The following is an 18,790-nucleotide window of genomic DNA, read 5'->3' on the forward strand; positions in this document are numbered from 1 at the left end:
ACAATTTTTGAATTTAGCTTGGGGATACCATATCTTGATGATATTGATGTTCCATGAGGATTTTAGTACCTGCTGGTGTCAACGAAGAGCGATCGCGTGGTGATCCTGGTTGTATGTGTCTTTCCAGCAAACCTAAATAAATAAATCGAAATAATAATATTAATTAACTTCTATACCGTAGCACAAGATTTTATGGTATGAGAATTTACTAAAAAGTGTCACTGACGGCTTACTGACATTCTAATTTTAAAGCTGCATCTACTTGCTGATATTCTGTCATAGCTTGGGATAGTAATAATGTTGCATCTGCTAAATTAGCATCCCGTCCCAAGTCTTCTAATTTTTTGCAAATTTGAGATAAATTTTTAGCACCAACAATAGCACTGCTAGACTTGAGAGCATGAGCTTCTAATTGCAGTGTTTTTGCATTTTCTTGAAAAATGGCATCATTAATCGCTTGTAACCGTTGGGGTGTATCTTCCAGATAACATTCTATTAGTTGGATAAATTCTTCTACGTTATTACTGCAAACAATATCTTTGAGTTCTTCTAAAACTTTGGGATCAAGCACATCATTAGTCATAGGTTCAACGGTTTTATTATTAGTTATACCTTGGTTTTGACAATTACTCAAAGCCTTAGTTAATTCCTCGATGCGAATTGGCTTTGTCGTGTAATCATTCATCCCTGCTTCTAGACATTTTTCCCGATCTCCCTGCATAGCATTAGCAGTCATAGCAATAATCCAAGGACGTTTAGATAATGGCCATTCCTGGTAAATTTGACGAGTTGCCATTAAACCGTCCATTTCTGGCATTTGTAAGTCCATTAATATTACATCATAAGATTGTCTACGCAAAGCCACTAGTACTTCTAAACCATTTGCTACTACATCAGCACGATATCCCAGCCGTTGTAAAATATTAATAGCTACTTTCTGATTCACTACATTATCTTCAGCTACAAGAATTTTTAGGGGAATTCTTTCTGCCATATGAGAATCAAATTTTGATGGCGTGTCCTGATAGATATTCTCTTTAGGTATGACAACATTATTTTTAAAAAAGCTCATCAAGATATTTAAAAGATTGGTCTTCTTGATAGGCTTACTCAGATAAGCTGCAAACTCAAGATTGAAGTTCTGGTAATTTGTATTGCTCTGCCCATTACCAATAGACGTTAGCAATATCAAGGGTAATCGCTCACAATTATTCAGCTGGCGAATTTCTGATGCCAGAGTCAAACCATCCATTTCTGGCATCTGCATATCTAATATAGCAATATCAAATTGTTGTTGCCGAAGAAACTCAAGCGCTTCCTTTCCTGATGTAGCGGATACGGAAACCATACCAAAAGACTGCGATTGTAGCATCAATACTTGGCGATTTATCACATTATCATCAACTATCAATAAACGTTTATTAGTAATTGATTGTTGATTATAATCATATTTAACATCTGACTTGCCCACAAATGAAGTAACAATAGTAAATACAAAATTAGATCCTTGACCAACCGCACTTTCTACCCACATTTTACCTCCCATTAGTTCAGTTAGTCGCTTGCTAATTACCAATCCTAGACCTGTACCACCATAATGACGAGTTGTGGAAGCATCAACTTGACTAAATGGCTGGAAGAGTCTATGCATTTTCTCTTCAGGAATACCTATTCCTGTATCTTTAACAGTAAATTCAAGTTCGTATAACTGAGAATTTTGTTGAGAAATAAATTTAGAATCTGACTGATCTTTGATCTGGCTAGTAACAGAGAGGATCACTTCACCAGAATTAGTAAACTTAATTGCGTTACTGAGTAAATTGACTAAAATTTGCCTTAAACGTGTACCGTCTCCACTAATCACTTCATATGTTTCTGGATACATCAGATAAGCAAGTTCTAAGCCTTTTTCACTAGCTTTGGGAGCTACTAAATCTAAAGATTCTTCAATACAATTTCTTAAGTTAAAGATTTGTTCCTCTATCTCTAACTTACCAGACTCAATTTTAGAGAAATCAAGAATATCATTAATCAATATCAACATAGCATCACCACTATTGCGGATGATTTCTGCAAACTCTAATTGTTGTGGTGTTAGTTGTGTGTCTAGTAGCAGTCCAGTCATACCAATTACTGCATTCATTGGTGTACGAATTTCATGACTCATAGTTGCTAGAAATTCACTCTTGGTAAGATTTGCAACTTCCGCCTCTTCTTTAGCAGATTTGAGTTGTTCTTCAGCTATTTTTTTATCTGTAATATCTGTAATTATACCCACAAAGCGATACGCTTGGTTTTGTTCATCACGAATACACTTTCCTTTTGCAGCTATCCAAATATAATTCCCATTGCGATGTTTCATGCGATAGCTGCATTGGTAAACATCTGTTTTCCCCTCCAAGTGGTCATTTATATACTGCGTTGCTTCTTCTAGTTCATCAGCATGAACATTATCTGACCAGGTAGATAATAAATAAGGTAGTGGTTCGTTCTCATATCCCAAAATTCTCATCCAAGCAGGTGAGTAATAAACCTCCCCAGTGAGCATATTCCAATCCCAAATCCCATCATTAGTGCCAGAAATTGCTAGTTCATAACGTTCTTCTCTTTCCCTTAAAATTTCTTCTACTTTTTGTCTGCGGTGTACTTCAGATGCTAGTTCATCATTAATAATAGATAATTCCTGGGTGCGAGTTTCTACACGTTCTTCAAGTGTTTCATTGGTACTTATAATGTTTTGAAACATTTGATTTAGCGCCAATATCATAGATTGAAAATTGCGAGTCAGAGAATCTATTTCTGCAATATTACTATCTGTTAAAAAAATCTCTTCTTGTGCCAGTATTTTTTGTGGTAAATCAGTAGTAACCTGAGTTAATCTCAACATAGGCTGGACTAATCTGTTACTAAGGATAATAGCAGCCACCAGAGCTATAATAGCAGTAAATAACATGATTGATAAATTTTTGATATAAATTTTACGAATATAATCTATTTGGGGTTTAGTGGGTACTTGAATAAGTAATTCGGCTGGAAAAATATTATCTAAAGAACTGACTTGCAAATATAAGGATTTTTCCCACCTCCATATAACTGGTATATTGGATAAGTTTGGTAGTAAATGAACCACATTATGATTCAGTTTGGTGATATTTTGATTTTGGTAAGGATTAAAAGTTTGTAGTATCTTGATTGTGTCTAAACTAGTGGCAAGTACACGGCTTTTTTTATCTAAAATTGTGACCTGAAAATTTTGTTCTAAACTTTTTAGCCGAATTATTTTACTTAATTCTTCTAGATTTATTTCACCAAAAACAGCGCCCAGAAACTTATTATCTTGAATAATTGCTACACCTAAGTTCAAAAAATCATGTTTTCTACCTTGTATAGATACAGATAATATATCAGTTGTGACTAAGGATTGATATTTATTTAATTTCTTAAAATCAGGTCTTTGACTAATATTTACATATGATTTTATATTCATTGGAGATGATGTAATGACTTCTCCTAAGCTATTAACTATATAAATTTCATTAAATTGAGGAAATAGAGTTTGAATATTTTTTATAATTGATTTATCAACTTTAATGACAGTATTTTGATTTACCTGAAAAAAAGAATTGGCAATTGTGTTTAAACTCATTACATTGTTATCTTGCCAGTTTTTAATGTCATTTCTTAACTCTACTGAAAAGTAATTTATATCTTTAATAATGTTTTTTTCAAGATCGTCAACAGCACGTATAGCATTATTTGTATTAATAGCCATGACGGGAAAAAATACAAAGGCTACCAATAAAGTAAATAGGGATTGTTGCCAAGAAATTGGATGTTTTGTTTTTTTCCCTTTTAACCATTTTTCAATAGGTAAATAATTAACTATTAAACTAGAAATTATGGCATTAAAGAAACCATTAACAGCTTGCTTAACTATAATTAACAACGTTCCTATTTCCGAAATCTTTAATATGCCACTATAAAATATAGTCACTAGTGATATACCTATTGAAACCCAGTAAATACCATCTAGTAAAAGTAGATTTTGGCTTTTTTTACGTAATAATAATCCTACAAAAAGTGCCTCACAAGTAAAAATGATCATCGCATACGGGTGTGACCATAATATACAAGTATAACTGCTACTAATAATGGCAGCAATTGTTCCCCAAAAACATCCATAAATAGCTACCACAAGTAAAACAGCTATACTCCCAAATAAAAAGTCCACTCCAAAAAAAAGTGTTAATTTAAAATAGTTACCAAGATAACCTAAAATGATTAATACTATAAGTAGCAAAATTTGTTTTTGCTTGAGAGATACTTCTGGCAATTTTAATAATTTAGGTAGCAACTGCATATTAATTTATTCTTATTAGATTAATATTTGTATGTAAGTATTCAAGATAGAGAATACAGAAGTCAGGAGAATAAAGGCTTTTTTAGTCAACTTTGATAAAATCTCACTTCTCTCTATTCTTCATTTCATAAGCATTCTGACTCTTGACTCCTGAATTCTTACATTTTTATTTATAGCGGTATGCACGTGAATGAAATACATTATAGCTCCCTCATCGCTTGCGGTGAACCAGCGCTGTAGGCGACTGGTGAATCCGAAGGAGGAGGGGGTTGGGGGTTGGGTTCTTGTATCTCAATCAACCGAGAACCGCTATATGATTTCTTAGATAAAATTTTGCTGATATAGCAATCCTATTTGAGTTGAGAACTTATCGGTGATAGCGTAGCATGACGTAAGTCATGGGAAGGGAACTCTTAACAGAAGTGTTCATGAATCATTTAGGACTGCTATATGGATTTTTATTTTTTTAAAAACCCACTTTTAAAGTTGTATATTAACTGAGAGTTAGTGGGGATATGAGGGTAAACTTATTCCACTACCGCAGAGCCAAAACGATAGCCTTTACCATAAACTGTGTGAATCAGTGCAGATTCACTATTTACTTCAATTTTACGCCGCAACAGGCGAATTAAGGCAGCGATGACATTACTTCCTGGTTGTTCATCATCTTGCCACAAATGTTGCATAATCTGCCCATGAGTCAGCAGTTGTCCAGCGTGTTCCATAAAATATTGTAGTAGCTGGCTTTCTTTTTGTGATAGCTCAATAATTCTCCCTTGACGATAAGATATTTGGTTTTCTACATCTAGTTCTAAATCAGCTACTACTAAGCGTACTGATGAAGTGCTGTGTAACTCAACACCTGAGCGCCGCAACAAAGCACGGACTCTTGCTAGTAACTCCCGCAGTTCAAAGGGTTTCACTAAATAATCATCTGCACCAGCATCTAAACCTTGCACACGGTCATCTAGAGTATCTTTGGCTGTGAGAAATAGAACAGGGGTAGTTTTAGCTTGTTGGCGTAATTCCTGACAAATTTCCAACCCTGTTTTTCCTGGCAACATCCAATCTAAAATTAGTAAGTCATAAGTTCCTGCTTGTGCCAGTTGACTACCGCTTGTTCCATTATAAGCAGTATCTACAATATATCCTTCACGAGTTAAGATGCGGCTTAAGGGATCTGTGAGTTCAACTTCATCATCAACTAATAAAATTCTCATGCTGCTTGTGGTAAGCATATAATTAACCGCAAAGATAAAGACACCAAGAAAAAGAATGCTGACTGTTGCACTACCAAAAGGGGAATTACTTAAAAATAGCATCCGGCTGCTGCAATCTGTAGGATTAGATTTTAGTGCTTTTTTAGATTCTGGAAACCGCCAACTGCAAATTCCTGATGCTAGTGGACAAGCGAAAGGTCTGCTAGTACGGGCGCAGGATGTACCTGTTTATGTAGAATATGGTCAGGCGCAACTGGGTATTGTTGGTTACGATGTACTACAAGAAAAAAAACCGCAAGTTGCACAATTAGTGGATTTGCAATTTGGTTATTGTAGAATGTGTGTGGCGGTAAAAGCTTCTAGTTCCTACAAGTTGCCTGTAGATTTACCTGCTCATGGTCGAGTTGCTTCTAAATATGTCAATTGTGCGCGGGAATATTTTCAAGGTCTGGATTTGCCTATAGAAATAGTTCCTTTGTATGGTTCAGTAGAATTAGGACCAATTACGGGGATGTCTGAGGCGATTGTGGATATAGTATCTACAGGTAAGACTTTGCGCGAAAATGGTTTGGTAGAAATTGCAACTTTGTATGAAAGTACGGCCAGGTTAATTGTTCATCCTTTGAGTTATCGTCTGAATACGGGTGATTTGCATAAAGTGGTGGAACAGTTAAGAAAAGAAGTTTAACAGTTATTCAGTTATTAATCTTTTTGCTGTTATGACGGTTTTCGGTTGGATGCAATAGATATAGAGGGCGGGGGTTCCCCGCCCCTACAGGTGATAAAAAACTGTAACTTACTGATATAAAAACAGCGATAATATTTTTTACAAAATATCCTCCTCTAGGGCATTCTTGGCTATATGAGCAACGTACAATGAAACTGCAACTGTGGCTATTAAACCTGCGATTCTAACTACCCAATCTAAAGTAGGATTACCTGGTTGAGCTTCAGTGCCAATTAGTGCTAAGTTTCCAGCTAGGGAACCAATGTAAACATACATAATTGTTCCGGGAATCATACCTATAGAACCGATAATATAATCTTTGAGAGATACGCCGGTAATTCCCAAAGCGTAGTTTAATAAGTTGAAAGGAAATATTGGCGAAAGTCGCATTAATAAAACAATTTTTAATCCTTCTCTACCTACCGCTTGATCAATAGCAGCAAATTTTTTGTTATCGGCAATTTTCTGAGAAACCCAACCTCTAGCTAGATAACGTCCTACTATAAATGCTGCTGTTGCACCTATCGTTGCACCAATAAAAACATATATAGATCCCCAAATTACGCCAAAGACTATACCAGAACCTAATGTGAGAATTGAACCGGGTAAAAATGCAACTGTGGCAATAATATAAATGCCAATAAAGGCTATTGCCCCCACTGTCCCCAAATTATCAATCCACTGTAAGGCATTGCGTAAAATTTCTTGAGGATTAAAAGAAGATGAATTAATAGATTCTTGTGCTAAGGCCAAGTCTGTATGTAATAAGCCAGCTATGCTAAATGCGAATAAAGTAAAAGTACACAGCTTTGCTAATTTCTGCAAGTTTTTGTTAATGATCAAGGTTTTTGTGGAAATTCGATTATTCATAATTTAAAAGTGCTTGGGAATGTAGGTTATTTTTATTTAGAGACTGCCAACGAAAAAAATATCCCAAAATTTCTTGTGGTGCAGGCATCCTTGGATTGATCCTGCCGAAGTCTTGCCTGCTAAGAATGGAAGGACGGGCAGGACTTGTACTGAGCTTGTCGAAGTATGCCCATCCCACAACAAGATTAGGTCATCTTTTTTGTGGAGTTCTCTTAGCTATTTGGTTGGTAATTTAGGGGGTGCAGATTCCCAACTTGTCTGAGAGTTATTTTCGATTATTGACACACTTTGATTGAGAGCTTTTTGAGCAATTTTTGTTATGTAATAAGTCATGCTGATTGTAGCAATTAGACCAATTACTTGCATTACCCATTGCCAAATTTGCGTTTCTGGATTGGTTGGTTGATTGGGTGTGTTAATCATCGCAATATTACCAGCTATTGAGCCAATGTAAACGTACATTACAGTACCAGGAATTATGCCAAGTGAACCGAATATGTAGTCTTTGAGGGAGACTTTTGTTACCCCAAAAGCATAATTTAATAAATTGAAAGGAAAGATGGGAGAAAGCCGAGTTAGTAAAACGATTTTCCATCCTTCTTTAGCAACTGCTAAATCAATGGCTTTAAATTTAGGATATTTTTCAAGCTGTCGGCAGATATAGTCTTGTGATAGATAACGTCCAATGGCAAAAGCTAGAATAGATCCGATAAGTGCGGCTATTAATACATATATAGACCCCCAAAATAGGCCAAATAAGTAACCACCTTTGAGGGTTAGTAGGGAACCAGGAATAAACAGCAAGGTTGCCAAATTGTAGATAATGATAAATGTAATTGGTCCAAAAATGCCTAATTTTTGTACCCAAGTTACTGAAATTTGTAAAAGTTCCTGAAAATTAATCAATTTAGTAGCAATAATCAGGGTGGCAATTAGGCAACTTAATAATAATAGTTGTAATTTGCTATTTAATCTGGATTTATGCTTTGGCATTATGGGATTAATACGATTTTTACCAATTATCATCTCCTAAAATACGCTCTTTAAATGAGAAAGAGATTAAATTCTCCTGAATTTTTCCCAACGATACAATTTACGGATGCGTTCTGGTGAAATACCGAGTAGATAGGCAAAGATGATAATTTGGTTAAGGAAGGTGGTGATGAAAATTCCTTTTTTTAACCATCTGCGGGAGGATGTAATTACAGGTATGGAAATAATAGAGATTTTACCCTGATGTTTTAACCTGCGGATGAGTTCAAAGTCTTCCATAATTGGCAATTCAGGAAAGTTACCAATTTTTGCAAATGCTACTTGAGTTAAAAAAATTGCTTGATCACCATAAGGCATTTGCCAAAAGCGCGATCGCACTTCCACTCCCCATTCTACCAGTCGCAAACCCCAATGCGGTGCATCTATCTGCAATGCAAAAGCACCAGCTATAATCCCCGGTTGTTGTAAGATGGTGCGAATCATGTCATCAAACCCAGGTGGTAAACGGGTATCAGCATGGAGAAAGAGGAGAATTTCACCAGTAGCGACTGCTGCACCGATATTCATTTGTATAGCGCGTCCAGGTTGAGAGGAGATGATAGTTGCACCTAATGATTGTGCGATCGCTGTTGTACGATCTTGAGAACCACCATCGACGATAATTATTTCTATATTTGTACTGGGTTGGGTACTAGCGATCGCATTTTTGATATTTTCCGCTTCATTCAAAGTCGGAATGATGATAGAAATTCTCGCATGATCAAGATTTTGAATCATAGTTGATGTGATTTCGGGTTTTTATGATTTGGTTTACCTTCAGGGTATTCTCTGTCAAATATCAGTAAGATACATATTTTCACGACTTTTGTCGTCATGATCATGACTTCTGTAGCCATTACAGGATTGATTTATCATGCTGTCAGCCGTTCACATACATAAGTAAATGGGAATGGATTAACTATCATCTCTCTATATGGAGAAAATATACGTAATTTTCCGTAATTTGTTTTCATGGAAATTGACCACTATCTATTTTGATCGAGTTTTCAAGACACCCCTATACTGCACAGAATTTTACACGTATAAATTTCAATTTAGTTAGAAAAAGCTTGCTGGGCAAAGCTTAAAGGTTTTTCTTTACCCCTTTTTCTACGTTGTTTAGTATTTTCAATCACCCTAGAGCAACTTTATGTTGCCTTCAAACAAGCTCTGTTTATTTAAAGAGATGACAAAAATGCTACTTTATCTATTTGATATTTTTTCAATTGGTTGTAAGGTGGAATACATCGGGACAAACAAACGAAAAGTTAAAAAAACAACTAAGGAAACCGACTTAAATGAAATCTAAATTCTCTACTCTACTAGCTTCTGCATTATTAGCAACCGGAATTGTTTATACTTCAATCGCTGCACCAGCATATGCTGGCAACGGTAACGGTGGTGGCGGCGGCGGTAACGGTGGTGGCGGCAACGGTAACGGTGGTGGTGGCGGTGGCAACAATAATGGTGGTAGCGGCACTAGCATTGCTGACGGCAGTCTAACTGGTCTTGCTTGTAATAATTCAGATGTTAAGTTTGGCGCACTGAGTGCTACAGCTTGCGAGGGTGCATTTGAAGGTAATGATACAGGCAATGGAGGTACTTTATTGAGTAAATTAAATAATAATTTGTTTAGTAGCGAAATTGGTACTGGCGTAAAATGGACTTTGGCTGGCAAATCAGATGATAGTGCCAGTGATGCTTTTACCGCAGGCAGCTCTGCCATTGGTGATTTGACATTGGCAGGAAACTTGACAAGCTTTTTAGGCAAGACATTTGTCGTGAGTCTGAAAGCTAGTACCAGTTATAGTGCCTATCTCTTTGAAAATTTCCAAGGTACAACTTTAGAGGCAGCATATAATACCATTGGTGTTTCTCAGAATGGCGGAGGAACCGCTCAAGGTTTATCTCACGCTTCATTGTTTCTTTCTAATATCAAACCTCAAGAGCCTCCTGTTACCGAAGTTCCCGAACCAGCGTCTTTAGTAGGTTTAGGTTTAGTAGCTAGTGGTATGGTAATGGCTCGTCGTCGTCGCACCCTTAGTAATTAATACTCCATAACATTTGATGGCTTACATTCAAGATTATTCAAACTTGTATGTAGCCTAAAATTCCCAAGTCGTCTCAGGATAAGACCTGTAGCGGCTTATTTTATTTGGTGATGAAAATTCTTCTTTCTATAATGAACTATGTTTACGTAGCGTCTCGAAGGGAAGAAAAGAAGGTTTCAGAGAGTTTTTGCATAAGTCCTGGAATTATTTGCAGTAAGCTATTTTAGTGCGTTTCTTCAAAATCTAGAATGGCTACTATTAACGACAACTACTTGAAACTCAAGGCTGGCTACCTGTTCCCAGAAATTGCCCGTCGGGTGAATGCTTTCGCCCAAGCTAACCCAGATGCTAAAATTATCAGATTGGGAATTGGTGATGTAACTGAACCCTTGCCAGAAGCTTGCCGGATTGCAATGATTAAAGCAGTGGAAGAAATGAGCGATCGCTCTACTTTCAAAGGATATGGCCCAGAACAAGGTTATGCTTGGTTAAGGGAAAAAATCGCCATCCAAGACTTCCAAGCACGAGGTGCAGCAATAGAAGCTGATGAAATCTTCATTTCTGACGGTTCCAAGTGCGACTCAGGCAATATTTTAGAAATTTTTGGCAAAAATAACGTTATCGCTGTTACTGACCCTGTATATCCCGTTTACGTAGATACCAACGTGATGGCGGGTAACACTGGAGACGCTAATGAAAAAGGCGAATTTGAGGGTTTAGTTTATTTACCTGTCACCGCAGATAACAACTTTACAGCAGAAATTCCTGCCCAGAAAGTAGATTTAATTTATCTCTGCTTTCCCAACAACCCCACCGGTGCAACTGCTACCAAAGAACATTTACAAGCGTGGGTAAACTACGCGAAAGCCAACGGTTCTATCATTTTCTTTGATGCTGCTTACGAAGCCTACATTACAAATCCTGCCCTTCCCCATTCTATCTATGAAATTGAAGGTGCTAGAGATTGTGCAATTGAGTTTCGTTCTTTCTCCAAAAATGCAGGTTTCACCGGCACACGTTGCGCTTTAACCGTTGTTCCTAAAAACCTCACTGCTAAAGCCGCAGACGGTTCCGACGTAGAACTATGGAAACTATGGAACCGTCGTCAATCTACCAAATTTAACGGCGTTTCTTACATTGTCCAAAGAGGTGCAGAAGCGGTTTATTCAGAAGCAGGACAAGCGCAAATCAAAGCTTTGGTAAGTTTCTATTTAGAAAACGCTAAAATTATCCGTGAACAACTCACCAACGCAGGTTTATCAGTTTATGGGGGTGTAAATGCACCTTATGTGTGGGTGAAAACTCCTAATGGTTTATCTAGTTGGGAATTTTTTGATAAGCTATTGCAAACCGTTAACGTTGTAGGAACACCAGGTTCAGGTTTTGGTGCTGCTGGTGAAGGTTATTTCCGTATTTCTGCATTTAATAGTCGGGAAAATGTGGAAGAAGCAATGAAGCGGATAACTGAGAAGTTTAAGCTTTAGTAAATTTTGGTGGGCGATGCCCACCCTATTTTTGTTAGACTTGATCTATGAGTAAATTAATTTAGAGGCGAATTTATATGAAATTGATAATCAAAAATTTGGGACCTATTAAAAATAATACTCAAGCAATTGACTTATCCAAAGATTTTTTTGTGTTTGTTGGACGCAATAACAGTGGTAAAAGCTATGTCGCTCAATTATTATGGGCAATTTTCAATCAAGATATAATTCATAAATTTGCACGTAATAATTTAGATATTATTGATAATCAATTTATTAAAAATGTCAACTGTGTAGAAGTGAATTCCGAATTGCTGGGACAAATTTTGGATAGATATAGTTTGTTTTTGCAAAAAGAAACAAAAAAAGAGATATTTAATACAGGTAAGCAGTCAAAAATATTAAATAATGTTGAGATTAATTTTGTTTATGAAATATCTGAATTAAAGGAGCAACCAGTTAAAGTAGTTGTCAAAATAGGACATGATGAAGAGGATACATTAGAGTATATAGAAGTTAAGAAAGATCAAGGTAATTTAATATATAGATTTGAAGAAAAACAATTACCAGAAAGTATTAAAGAAATAATTCCTAAAAAATATTTAGACAGAGATTTAAAGGATGAAAAAAAATTTCTCCTAATTTCGACAATAATTAGAACAATGTTGAAACATCAGCATGAGACTTTTTTCTTACCTGCTAGTCGAATTTTCTTTCCTACATTCTATCGTTATATTTATGAAGTTGATAGAAAGCAACGTGAACAAGATATCAAAAAACTTGTAGATTTATTGGAAAATCCTCGTAAAAAAGGTAAGATTAAATTAGACGATTTTGAAGAATTAGATGTTTTTAAAAGAAAATATACAGAACCCATGAATCAGGTTTTTGAAAAACTTTTTTCTCTTAATCTTGAAGAAAGCATTCAAGGACATTATATCAATCTTGTTCAACAGTTACAAAAAATTATTGGAGGGCAAATAAAACCTATTAGTTTAAAAGGAATTAGTCCTATAGAATTTTATTTTCAAATTAATTCAATTGATGAACCTTTGCCGATGTATTTAGCTTCTTCATCTGTTAATCAATTAACACTTATTTATTTATATTTAAAATATTGGGCATCAGAAAAAGACAATTTTTTAATGATAGATGAACCAGAAGTAAATTTACATCCAGAAAATCAGATTAAACTCTTAAATATATTAATCCAGTTTATTCAAAGTCAAACAGGAAATAAAGTATTAATCACAACCCATAGTTCAATTTTAGCCAATGCTATTAATAATAATATATATTTGGATGTTCTGAAAAATCAGTATGGTGTTGAGGTGGAAAAAATTATTGAAGATAATCAATTAAAATATGTTGATTCATCTGTATCTATAGCAAAGGAAAAGGTGGGTGTTTATTTCTTCACAGGTGATAAAATTATCGACTATGAAAGCAGTGATTATGGTATCTATTTTAGAAACTTTAGAGAAGTTGAAAATAATTTAGATAAATCGCTTCGCATTCTGACAGATTATATTTACCGTCAGGAAGATAAGGTTGAAGATGAGTAAAAGCCAGAAAAATAAGTATTTTTTAAATAATCCCAACAATAAAAATGTTCCTTTACTCAGGGATGAATTGCACAAAGCTTTATCTCAACAAGAATTTATTCTTGAAATTCCTGTGACTGAAGATGAAATAATTGAAATTACTGAAAAAAATGCTAATGCAAAATTGAAAAAGGTATCTATTCAGGAATTAAACTATGTTGATGAGAAGTCCCAAGTAGAAAGAATTTGGAAAATTAACTTAGAAAAAGATATACGCGGTATCTCAACTAGCAGCAAAACTACGGAATGCGCTATTTTAGTTTTACAAAAGTATGAAAGTAGTTATAGATTAAATATTATTTTAATTGAGTTAAAATCTAGCATAGACAACAAAGAATTAGAGAAAATTGAAGAAAAGTTTAGTTCTGCAATGTCGAGAGTATGTATGTTACTCGTTCTCAATAATCACTTAAATCTCAAGCAAGGTTATAATGAAGAAGAAATATATGTAGATTTTAAAGGAATTTTATTTTATAAAACATTCTCTGAAAAAAGGAAGTTTGAAGCACATAGGGATAGCCAATTATATCTAATTTTAAATAATTATAATAAATCAGGTATATTAACTTGTCAGACAATTTTAACAGATCAAGATAAAATCAAAGTTCAGTGTTTTTGTCATCAAGATAATGATTTAGAAACAGAAATAAGGAGAAATTTAAAAGACTTGTTATATCAATAATTTCAGAATAACCACGCAATGACACTCTACTTGAAATTTTTTTAGGCATTAGATTCACCGAGGATTTGACTTAAATTACCGATAAAAGGAATAGCACCATATCTGCCTTTGATGTAGTCACTTTCAAATACAACAAGTATTGCAATGCGTCAAACTTCTAAATTGGTTATTGTCAACGGATTTTTGATATCTGACGCACCTACAAAAGATATTCAATGTGACAATTGCGTAATCCCTAATCAAGTGTGACACGCTTTAGTTCTACTTTTAGCCCACATTCCGCACCCTGGGGTGTCACATAGTATTATCACTTGATTTTCTCTTGTTTTTCGGATACAAATTATGCTTTCCCAGCATCATGCATCCGTTAATTCTTTGAGGCTTGGTATATAATACGGCTTTATATCATCATAAAAAACAGTAAAAACCGATTGTGACAGTTGAGGGTGCGGAAGATCGGTTTAGTTTTTCGGGGCTTCGGTTGGAGTTTCGGTGGGAGTTGCTGTTGGGGTTTCGGTTGGGTTTGCTGTCGGAGTTTCGGTGGGAGTTGCAGTTGGTTCTGGTGGTGTCGGAGTTTCTGCTGTCAGAGTCAGTTGATAATCTAATGGTTTCGTGGCTGTGGAAACAACTACAAATTCATAAAATCCTGTTTCTGGTAATGTTTTAGAAACTGTACGTTGTTGAGAATCTTCTAAAAATGTCACTTTCCCAGAAGGAGAATAAATTGATAGCAAAATTTGGGAATTTGCTTCTAGTTCAACTTCCATATTTTGTTCTTTAGCCAGTCCAGCGATAAATACTTTACCCCTACCAGGTTGCAGAGTTCCGCTAACTGTTTTACTGATACCACCTTCAGGAAAAACTATTCTTTGAAGTGCGCTATTTGAGAGGATAGCATTAAGTTGATCATTGACAAAACCATACCAAACTTGGCCAATGGGTTGTTTGAGAAAATCTTTACCCTTCTGTTCAGGAAATTTATTTAAAAAAGCGGCATCACCTAAATCATATAAAGAACGACTACCAACGTTGACTTTATTAACTTCGACTTTCCAGCGATCGCGTTCTGAAGGAGTGTAATTTCCTAGCTGACGACGAGCGTTAGAAGTGAGTCCTGAGAGCTTTTCTAGGACTTCTGCGGCGGTTTTATCCCATTCTGAGCGCAAACTTTCATCTTCTGGACTATCGCTCAGGGTACGCCCTTTTAAGCTGGGGTTCTTTTCCCAAAAAACTTGATTAATTAAACTTACATAAAAGCCATTATTTATATCTAACTGTTCCCGGAGATTATTTAATTTTTGTTTGCGTGCTTTTTCCGCTGGAGAATAATTATCTGAAGGTTCTGGGGTTGGACTTTCGCTAGGGGTAGGACTAGATGTAATTAAAGGGTCGCTTCCTGCTAGATTCCTTGTCCGGTTATTGATTCCCCACCACAGTAGACCGATACTGGCTGATAAAGCTAAGGTAACGATGAAGATGTTTGTTGGAGTCCAAACGCTTGGGGGTTGAGGAATGGGTGTATTGACAGGTTGAGGTACTGGGTTTTTGGGGGAAGAGGGAGACGATACAGCGACAGTTGCAGAGGTGGGAACGTAAGCAGGAACTGGTGGGTTGGTATGATGTGGTAGTTCTGTGGGGGGATAGTTTGTTGGTTGGGGGTTGAGTGCGTCTAAAACTTGACGGGCTGTTTGATAGCGATCGCTCACGTTTGACGATAACATTTTATCTAGTATCTGTCCTAGCATGGGACTGAGGCTTACTTCTCGTCGCCATTGCCAACTAAAATCATAATTATCAATTAATTCTTGGGGTTGTTTACCTGTCAGTAAAACTAACACCGTGACAGCTAAAGCATATAAGTCACTGTGGGGAGACACCACACCGGTTTGCATTTGTTCTGGGGGTGCAAATCCTATTTTCCCTAATAAGGTTGCTGCTGGGGGAGATGTCATAGCACCGCTTTGGTAATATTGAGAAGCGACCGTTGCGGCTACTTGTTTGACACCACCAAAATCAATTAATACGGGTAATTGATCAACAGTGCGAAGCATTAAGTTATCAGGAGAAATATCACGATGAATGACACCGACAGAGTGGATGTATTCCAGTACTGGTAGAAGTTGCTGTAATAGCTGACGTACTTCTGTTTCTGTAAATCGTAAACCTTGCTGTTTGCGGTTATTTAATAAAGTATTATAAGTGTCGCCATCTACATGATCTTGCACCAAAAACAGGTATTCTTTCCCTACTAAGTTGATGCGTAACAGTTCCCGGAAGCGGGGAATTTGGGGATGCTGTAGGTTATAAAGAACACTTGCCTCTCTCTGAAAGAGTTCTGCTGCCTTTTGGACAACGTAGGGAGTTTGAACTTGGGGAGAGAATTCTTTTAAAACGCAAGGTTCCCGAAAGCGGTTGATATCTTCAGCTAAATAAGTACGTCCAAACCCTCCTTGTCCGAGTTGACGTACAATGACATAGCGATCGCCTAAAGTTTGTCCTGCTTGAATACCATTGCTACCAGAAGTTGTAGGGATCTCCGACATTTTCTCCCCACATTGGAGACAAAACTTACTACCCGACGGATTTTGATGACCTTGAGAACAATAAATATTAGTCATTGGTAATTCGTAATTCGTAATATTTCCTTCGGAAACGCTGCGCGAACGTAATTCGTAATTGAGAAAACAGGTTATTACTCATTACCCAGTCCCCAGTCCCTAATCACCTGTTCCCTACTTTATCAGATGCGATCGCATACCAAATTTGTAAAAAGGTTTGCTGATTTAGTTTCCCACGCACTTGACCAGGAAACAACGGGTCAAATTTTTGATATGTATCTGATCTCAGTTGTTCAATAGTTTTATATTTACCCAATTTACCTGACTGTGCTAGTTGCCCCCAAGTTTCGTAATCTTGTCTAGTATAACTTCCCAGTTTCCTGCGGGCTGAAACACTGAGATTTGCACGTTCTATTTTATTCAACAATTCCTCCGCAACGCCATACCATTGTTCACGTAATGCTGCATCTTCTGGTTTGTCGGTGAGGGTACGTCCTCTTAATTCTGGTTTGCTAGTATAAAATATCTCGTCTACAGTTCGTGTAAAAAATCCTGAAGGAATTTCTAGCTGTTGACGACGATTAGAAATTTTTTCCAGACTGGGAGTTGTTTGTTTATCACTAACGGGTTGAGTGTTTGGTTTTCCTCCTAAGGGTATTTGTGGAAGTGAAATTGTCGGAACTGTAATAGATGTGACTGAACGATAGACAAAATTTCCTGCTGCAAAAACCCCCGCACCAGTTAAAACAATGGCACTGGTTCCCAAAAAGCTGACAGCAAAAGGACGCAGCCATACTGGCATGGGTATCTGTTGAACAGCAAGTTGAGTCCGACTATGAAATTTACTGCCGATAGCTCTAACACTTTTTATACCTGGTGCAGCTACCATTGTTTTCAATTTAGTCATGTAGACATTTTGGCTATTAACAGTCGGTGGAATGGTATTTGCTGTTTGGATAAAAGATGATGCAGGTAAGTCTTTGAGAACTTGTTCAGCTTTTTGATAGCGATCGCTCGGCTTATATGCCAACATCTTTTTTAAGACAGCTTCTAATTTGGGACTTACCTTAATTTCCTTTCCCCAATACCAATTCCCGTTATAGCTATCGTAAAGTGATTGCGGTTCCTTCCCAGTAATTAACACCAAAGCCGTCACTGCTAAAGAGTATAAATCACTACTCCTAAATACCTTGCCTTGAATTAACTGTTCTTCAGGTGCGTAACCTTTTTTACCCAACAAAGTCCCATTACCTCCCAACTGAGTCTGCCAAAAACCCTGAGAAGCTGGTAATTGTTTCACCCCACCAAAATCAATCAAAACGGGTAAATTATCACTTTGGCGTAAAATTAAATTATCTGGTGAGATATCCCGGTGAACAATATCTAGAGAATGAATATAAGTCAGCACAGGGAGAATATTGTGCAGGAGGTTAACAACTTCCTCCTCACTAAAAGATTTTCCCTGACTTTGACGATGTTCAAATAATTGGTAATAATTTGCACCCTCAACATAATCTTGGACTAAAAAGAAAAAATCCTTAGTGCCAATCTTTGCTTGTAACGAAGCGTGAAAACGCGGTATTTGGGGATGTTGGATTTTTTTGAGGACACTTGCTTCCCGTTCAAATAGTTCTTTGGCTTTTTGTAAATCCTGCGGTTTCACAATTTGGGGTGCAAATTCCTTTAAAACACACGTTTGGCGCGATTTTTGCCTATCAATCGCCAAATAGCTTCTGCCAAAACCACCTTGTCCCAATATACGCGCAATTTCATAGCGATTATCTATCACCTGTCCTACTGTTAAAGGTAATGCTTCCCCACAGTTAGTACAAAAACTGTGACTATCATTATTTGCGTGTTTTTTACTACAATATACCAGCATGGTACGGGAGGATGAATTAACCAATTTTAGATTTGGGATTTTAGATTGTATCACCTGGAAACAATATGACATAGACAAGGCTGAAATTTCTACCTTTCCTCTTTCCCAGCAAGTCAATATTTCCAGATATTCATTGATGGCTACAACAGGTAAAAAGCAATTTACGCAGATTTGTTGTAGAAATATTCAAAGCCGTTTAAATACTTCGATAATTTTACAAAAACTATTGGAAATCTCGTTTCCTAGAGAGCCAGTCCACTAAAGATTGACAAACATTAAATTATGTTTAATTCAGTAAAAATACTGCTTTACAGATATAT

The 18,790-nt window shown here is 36.4% G+C and carries 12 protein-coding genes; 5 read left to right on the forward strand and 7 right to left on the reverse strand.

Going from position 1 to position 18,790, the window contains the following annotated elements; all coding sequences use genetic code 11:
* Nucleotides 1-229: 229 nt before the first annotated feature.
* On the reverse strand, nucleotides 230-4,360 hold the full coding sequence (locus tag ACSQ6I_RS00115; protein WP_438888178.1) for a response regulator: 4,131 nt from the start codon (nucleotides 4,358-4,360) through the stop codon (nucleotides 230-232).
* Between the two features lie 527 nt (nucleotides 4,361-4,887).
* Nucleotides 4,888-5,580, reverse strand: coding sequence for a two-component system response regulator RppA (gene rppA, locus ACSQ6I_RS00120; protein ID WP_438888211.1), 693 nt, complete (start codon nucleotides 5,578-5,580; stop codon nucleotides 4,888-4,890).
* Between the two features lie 55 nt (nucleotides 5,581-5,635).
* On the opposite strand from rppA, the gene hisG reads away from it, so the two are divergent.
* Nucleotides 5,636-6,268, forward strand: coding sequence for an ATP phosphoribosyltransferase (gene hisG / locus ACSQ6I_RS00125; protein WP_438888179.1), 633 nt, complete (start codon nucleotides 5,636-5,638; stop codon nucleotides 6,266-6,268).
* A gap of 138 nt (nucleotides 6,269-6,406) precedes the next feature.
* Here the strand turns inward: hisG and ACSQ6I_RS00130 are convergent, their stop codons facing one another.
* The 3 genes from ACSQ6I_RS00130 to ACSQ6I_RS00140 form a co-directional block, all read right to left on the reverse strand.
* Nucleotides 6,407-7,177: a TVP38/TMEM64 family protein gene (locus ACSQ6I_RS00130; protein ID WP_438888180.1), complete on the reverse strand. Its 771-nt coding sequence runs from the start codon at nucleotides 7,175-7,177 to the stop codon at nucleotides 6,407-6,409.
* Between the two features lie 216 nt (nucleotides 7,178-7,393).
* The gene (locus ACSQ6I_RS00135; protein WP_438888181.1) at nucleotides 7,394-8,170 is read right to left on the reverse strand and encodes a TVP38/TMEM64 family protein; all 777 of its coding nucleotides are present in this window, start codon (nucleotides 8,168-8,170) and stop codon (nucleotides 7,394-7,396) included.
* Between the two features lie 66 nt (nucleotides 8,171-8,236).
* Nucleotides 8,237-8,947 carry a TIGR04283 family arsenosugar biosynthesis glycosyltransferase gene (locus tag ACSQ6I_RS00140; protein ID WP_438888183.1) on the reverse strand — a complete coding sequence of 237 codons (711 nt, stop codon included), beginning with the start codon at nucleotides 8,945-8,947 and terminating at the stop codon, nucleotides 8,237-8,239.
* Nucleotides 8,948-9,507: 560 nt separating this feature from the next.
* On the opposite strand from ACSQ6I_RS00140, the gene ACSQ6I_RS00145 reads away from it, so the two are divergent.
* The 4 genes from ACSQ6I_RS00145 (at nucleotide 9,508) to ACSQ6I_RS00160 (ending at nucleotide 14,030) form a co-directional block, all read left to right on the forward strand.
* Nucleotides 9,508-10,260 (forward strand): PEP-CTERM sorting domain-containing protein, encoded by a 753-nt coding sequence (locus ACSQ6I_RS00145; protein WP_438888185.1) that lies wholly within the window; start codon nucleotides 9,508-9,510, stop codon nucleotides 10,258-10,260.
* Between the two features lie 248 nt (nucleotides 10,261-10,508).
* On the forward strand, nucleotides 10,509-11,744 hold the full coding sequence (locus tag ACSQ6I_RS00150) for an LL-diaminopimelate aminotransferase (protein ID WP_438888187.1): 1,236 nt from the start codon (nucleotides 10,509-10,511) through the stop codon (nucleotides 11,742-11,744).
* 77 nt (nucleotides 11,745-11,821) lie between these two features.
* Nucleotides 11,822-13,309, forward strand: a complete 1,488-nt coding sequence (locus ACSQ6I_RS00155) for an AAA family ATPase (RefSeq protein ID WP_438888189.1) — start codon at nucleotides 11,822-11,824, stop codon at nucleotides 13,307-13,309.
* The gene (locus ACSQ6I_RS00160) at nucleotides 13,302-14,030 is read left to right on the forward strand and encodes a hypothetical protein (RefSeq protein ID WP_438888191.1); all 729 of its coding nucleotides are present in this window, start codon (nucleotides 13,302-13,304) and stop codon (nucleotides 14,028-14,030) included. The genes ACSQ6I_RS00155 and ACSQ6I_RS00160 overlap by 8 nt, the downstream gene beginning before the upstream one ends.
* 461 nt (nucleotides 14,031-14,491) lie before the next feature.
* Here ACSQ6I_RS00160 and ACSQ6I_RS00165 read toward each other — a convergent pair whose 3' ends face one another.
* Complete coding sequence (locus ACSQ6I_RS00165; protein ID WP_438888193.1) at nucleotides 14,492-16,648, reverse strand: protein kinase domain-containing protein; 2,157 nt, start codon at nucleotides 16,646-16,648, stop codon at nucleotides 14,492-14,494.
* 103 nt (nucleotides 16,649-16,751) lie between these two features.
* Complete coding sequence (locus ACSQ6I_RS00170) at nucleotides 16,752-18,470, reverse strand: protein kinase domain-containing protein (protein WP_438888212.1); 1,719 nt, start codon at nucleotides 18,468-18,470, stop codon at nucleotides 16,752-16,754.
* Between the last annotated feature and the right edge of the window lie 320 nt (nucleotides 18,471-18,790).

It is taken from the genome of Anabaena sp. WFMT (genome assembly GCF_051781005.1).
GTDB lineage: Bacteria > Cyanobacteriota > Cyanobacteriia > Cyanobacteriales > Nostocaceae > Anabaena.

What these genes read in the sequence shown, in the direction of transcription:
- rppA (WP_438888211.1), bottom strand. Translation starts at nt 5,580, where the DNA reads ATGAGAATTTTATTAGTTGATGATGAAGTTGAACTCACAGATCCCTTA.
- ACSQ6I_RS00130 (WP_438888180.1), bottom strand. Translation starts at nt 7,177, where the DNA reads ATGAATAATCGAATTTCCACAAAAACCTTGATCATTAACAAAAACTTG.
- hisG (WP_438888179.1), top strand. Translation starts at nt 5,636, where the DNA reads ATGCTGACTGTTGCACTACCAAAAGGGGAATTACTTAAAAATAGCATC.
- ACSQ6I_RS00165 (WP_438888193.1), bottom strand. Translation starts at nt 16,648, where the DNA reads ATGACTAATATTTATTGTTCTCAAGGTCATCAAAATCCGTCGGGTAGT.
- ACSQ6I_RS00135 (WP_438888181.1), bottom strand. Translation starts at nt 8,170, where the DNA reads ATGCCAAAGCATAAATCCAGATTAAATAGCAAATTACAACTATTATTA.
- ACSQ6I_RS00140 (WP_438888183.1), bottom strand. Translation starts at nt 8,947, where the DNA reads ATGATTCAAAATCTTGATCATGCGAGAATTTCTATCATCATTCCGACT.
- ACSQ6I_RS00155 (WP_438888189.1), top strand. Translation starts at nt 11,822, where the DNA reads ATGAAATTGATAATCAAAAATTTGGGACCTATTAAAAATAATACTCAA.
- ACSQ6I_RS00150 (WP_438888187.1), top strand. Translation starts at nt 10,509, where the DNA reads ATGGCTACTATTAACGACAACTACTTGAAACTCAAGGCTGGCTACCTG.
- ACSQ6I_RS00160 (WP_438888191.1), top strand. Translation starts at nt 13,302, where the DNA reads ATGAGTAAAAGCCAGAAAAATAAGTATTTTTTAAATAATCCCAACAAT.
- ACSQ6I_RS00145 (WP_438888185.1), top strand. Translation starts at nt 9,508, where the DNA reads ATGAAATCTAAATTCTCTACTCTACTAGCTTCTGCATTATTAGCAACC.
- ACSQ6I_RS00115 (WP_438888178.1), bottom strand. Translation starts at nt 4,360, where the DNA reads ATGCAGTTGCTACCTAAATTATTAAAATTGCCAGAAGTATCTCTCAAG.
- ACSQ6I_RS00170 (WP_438888212.1), bottom strand. Translation starts at nt 18,470, where the DNA reads ATGCTGGTATATTGTAGTAAAAAACACGCAAATAATGATAGTCACAGT.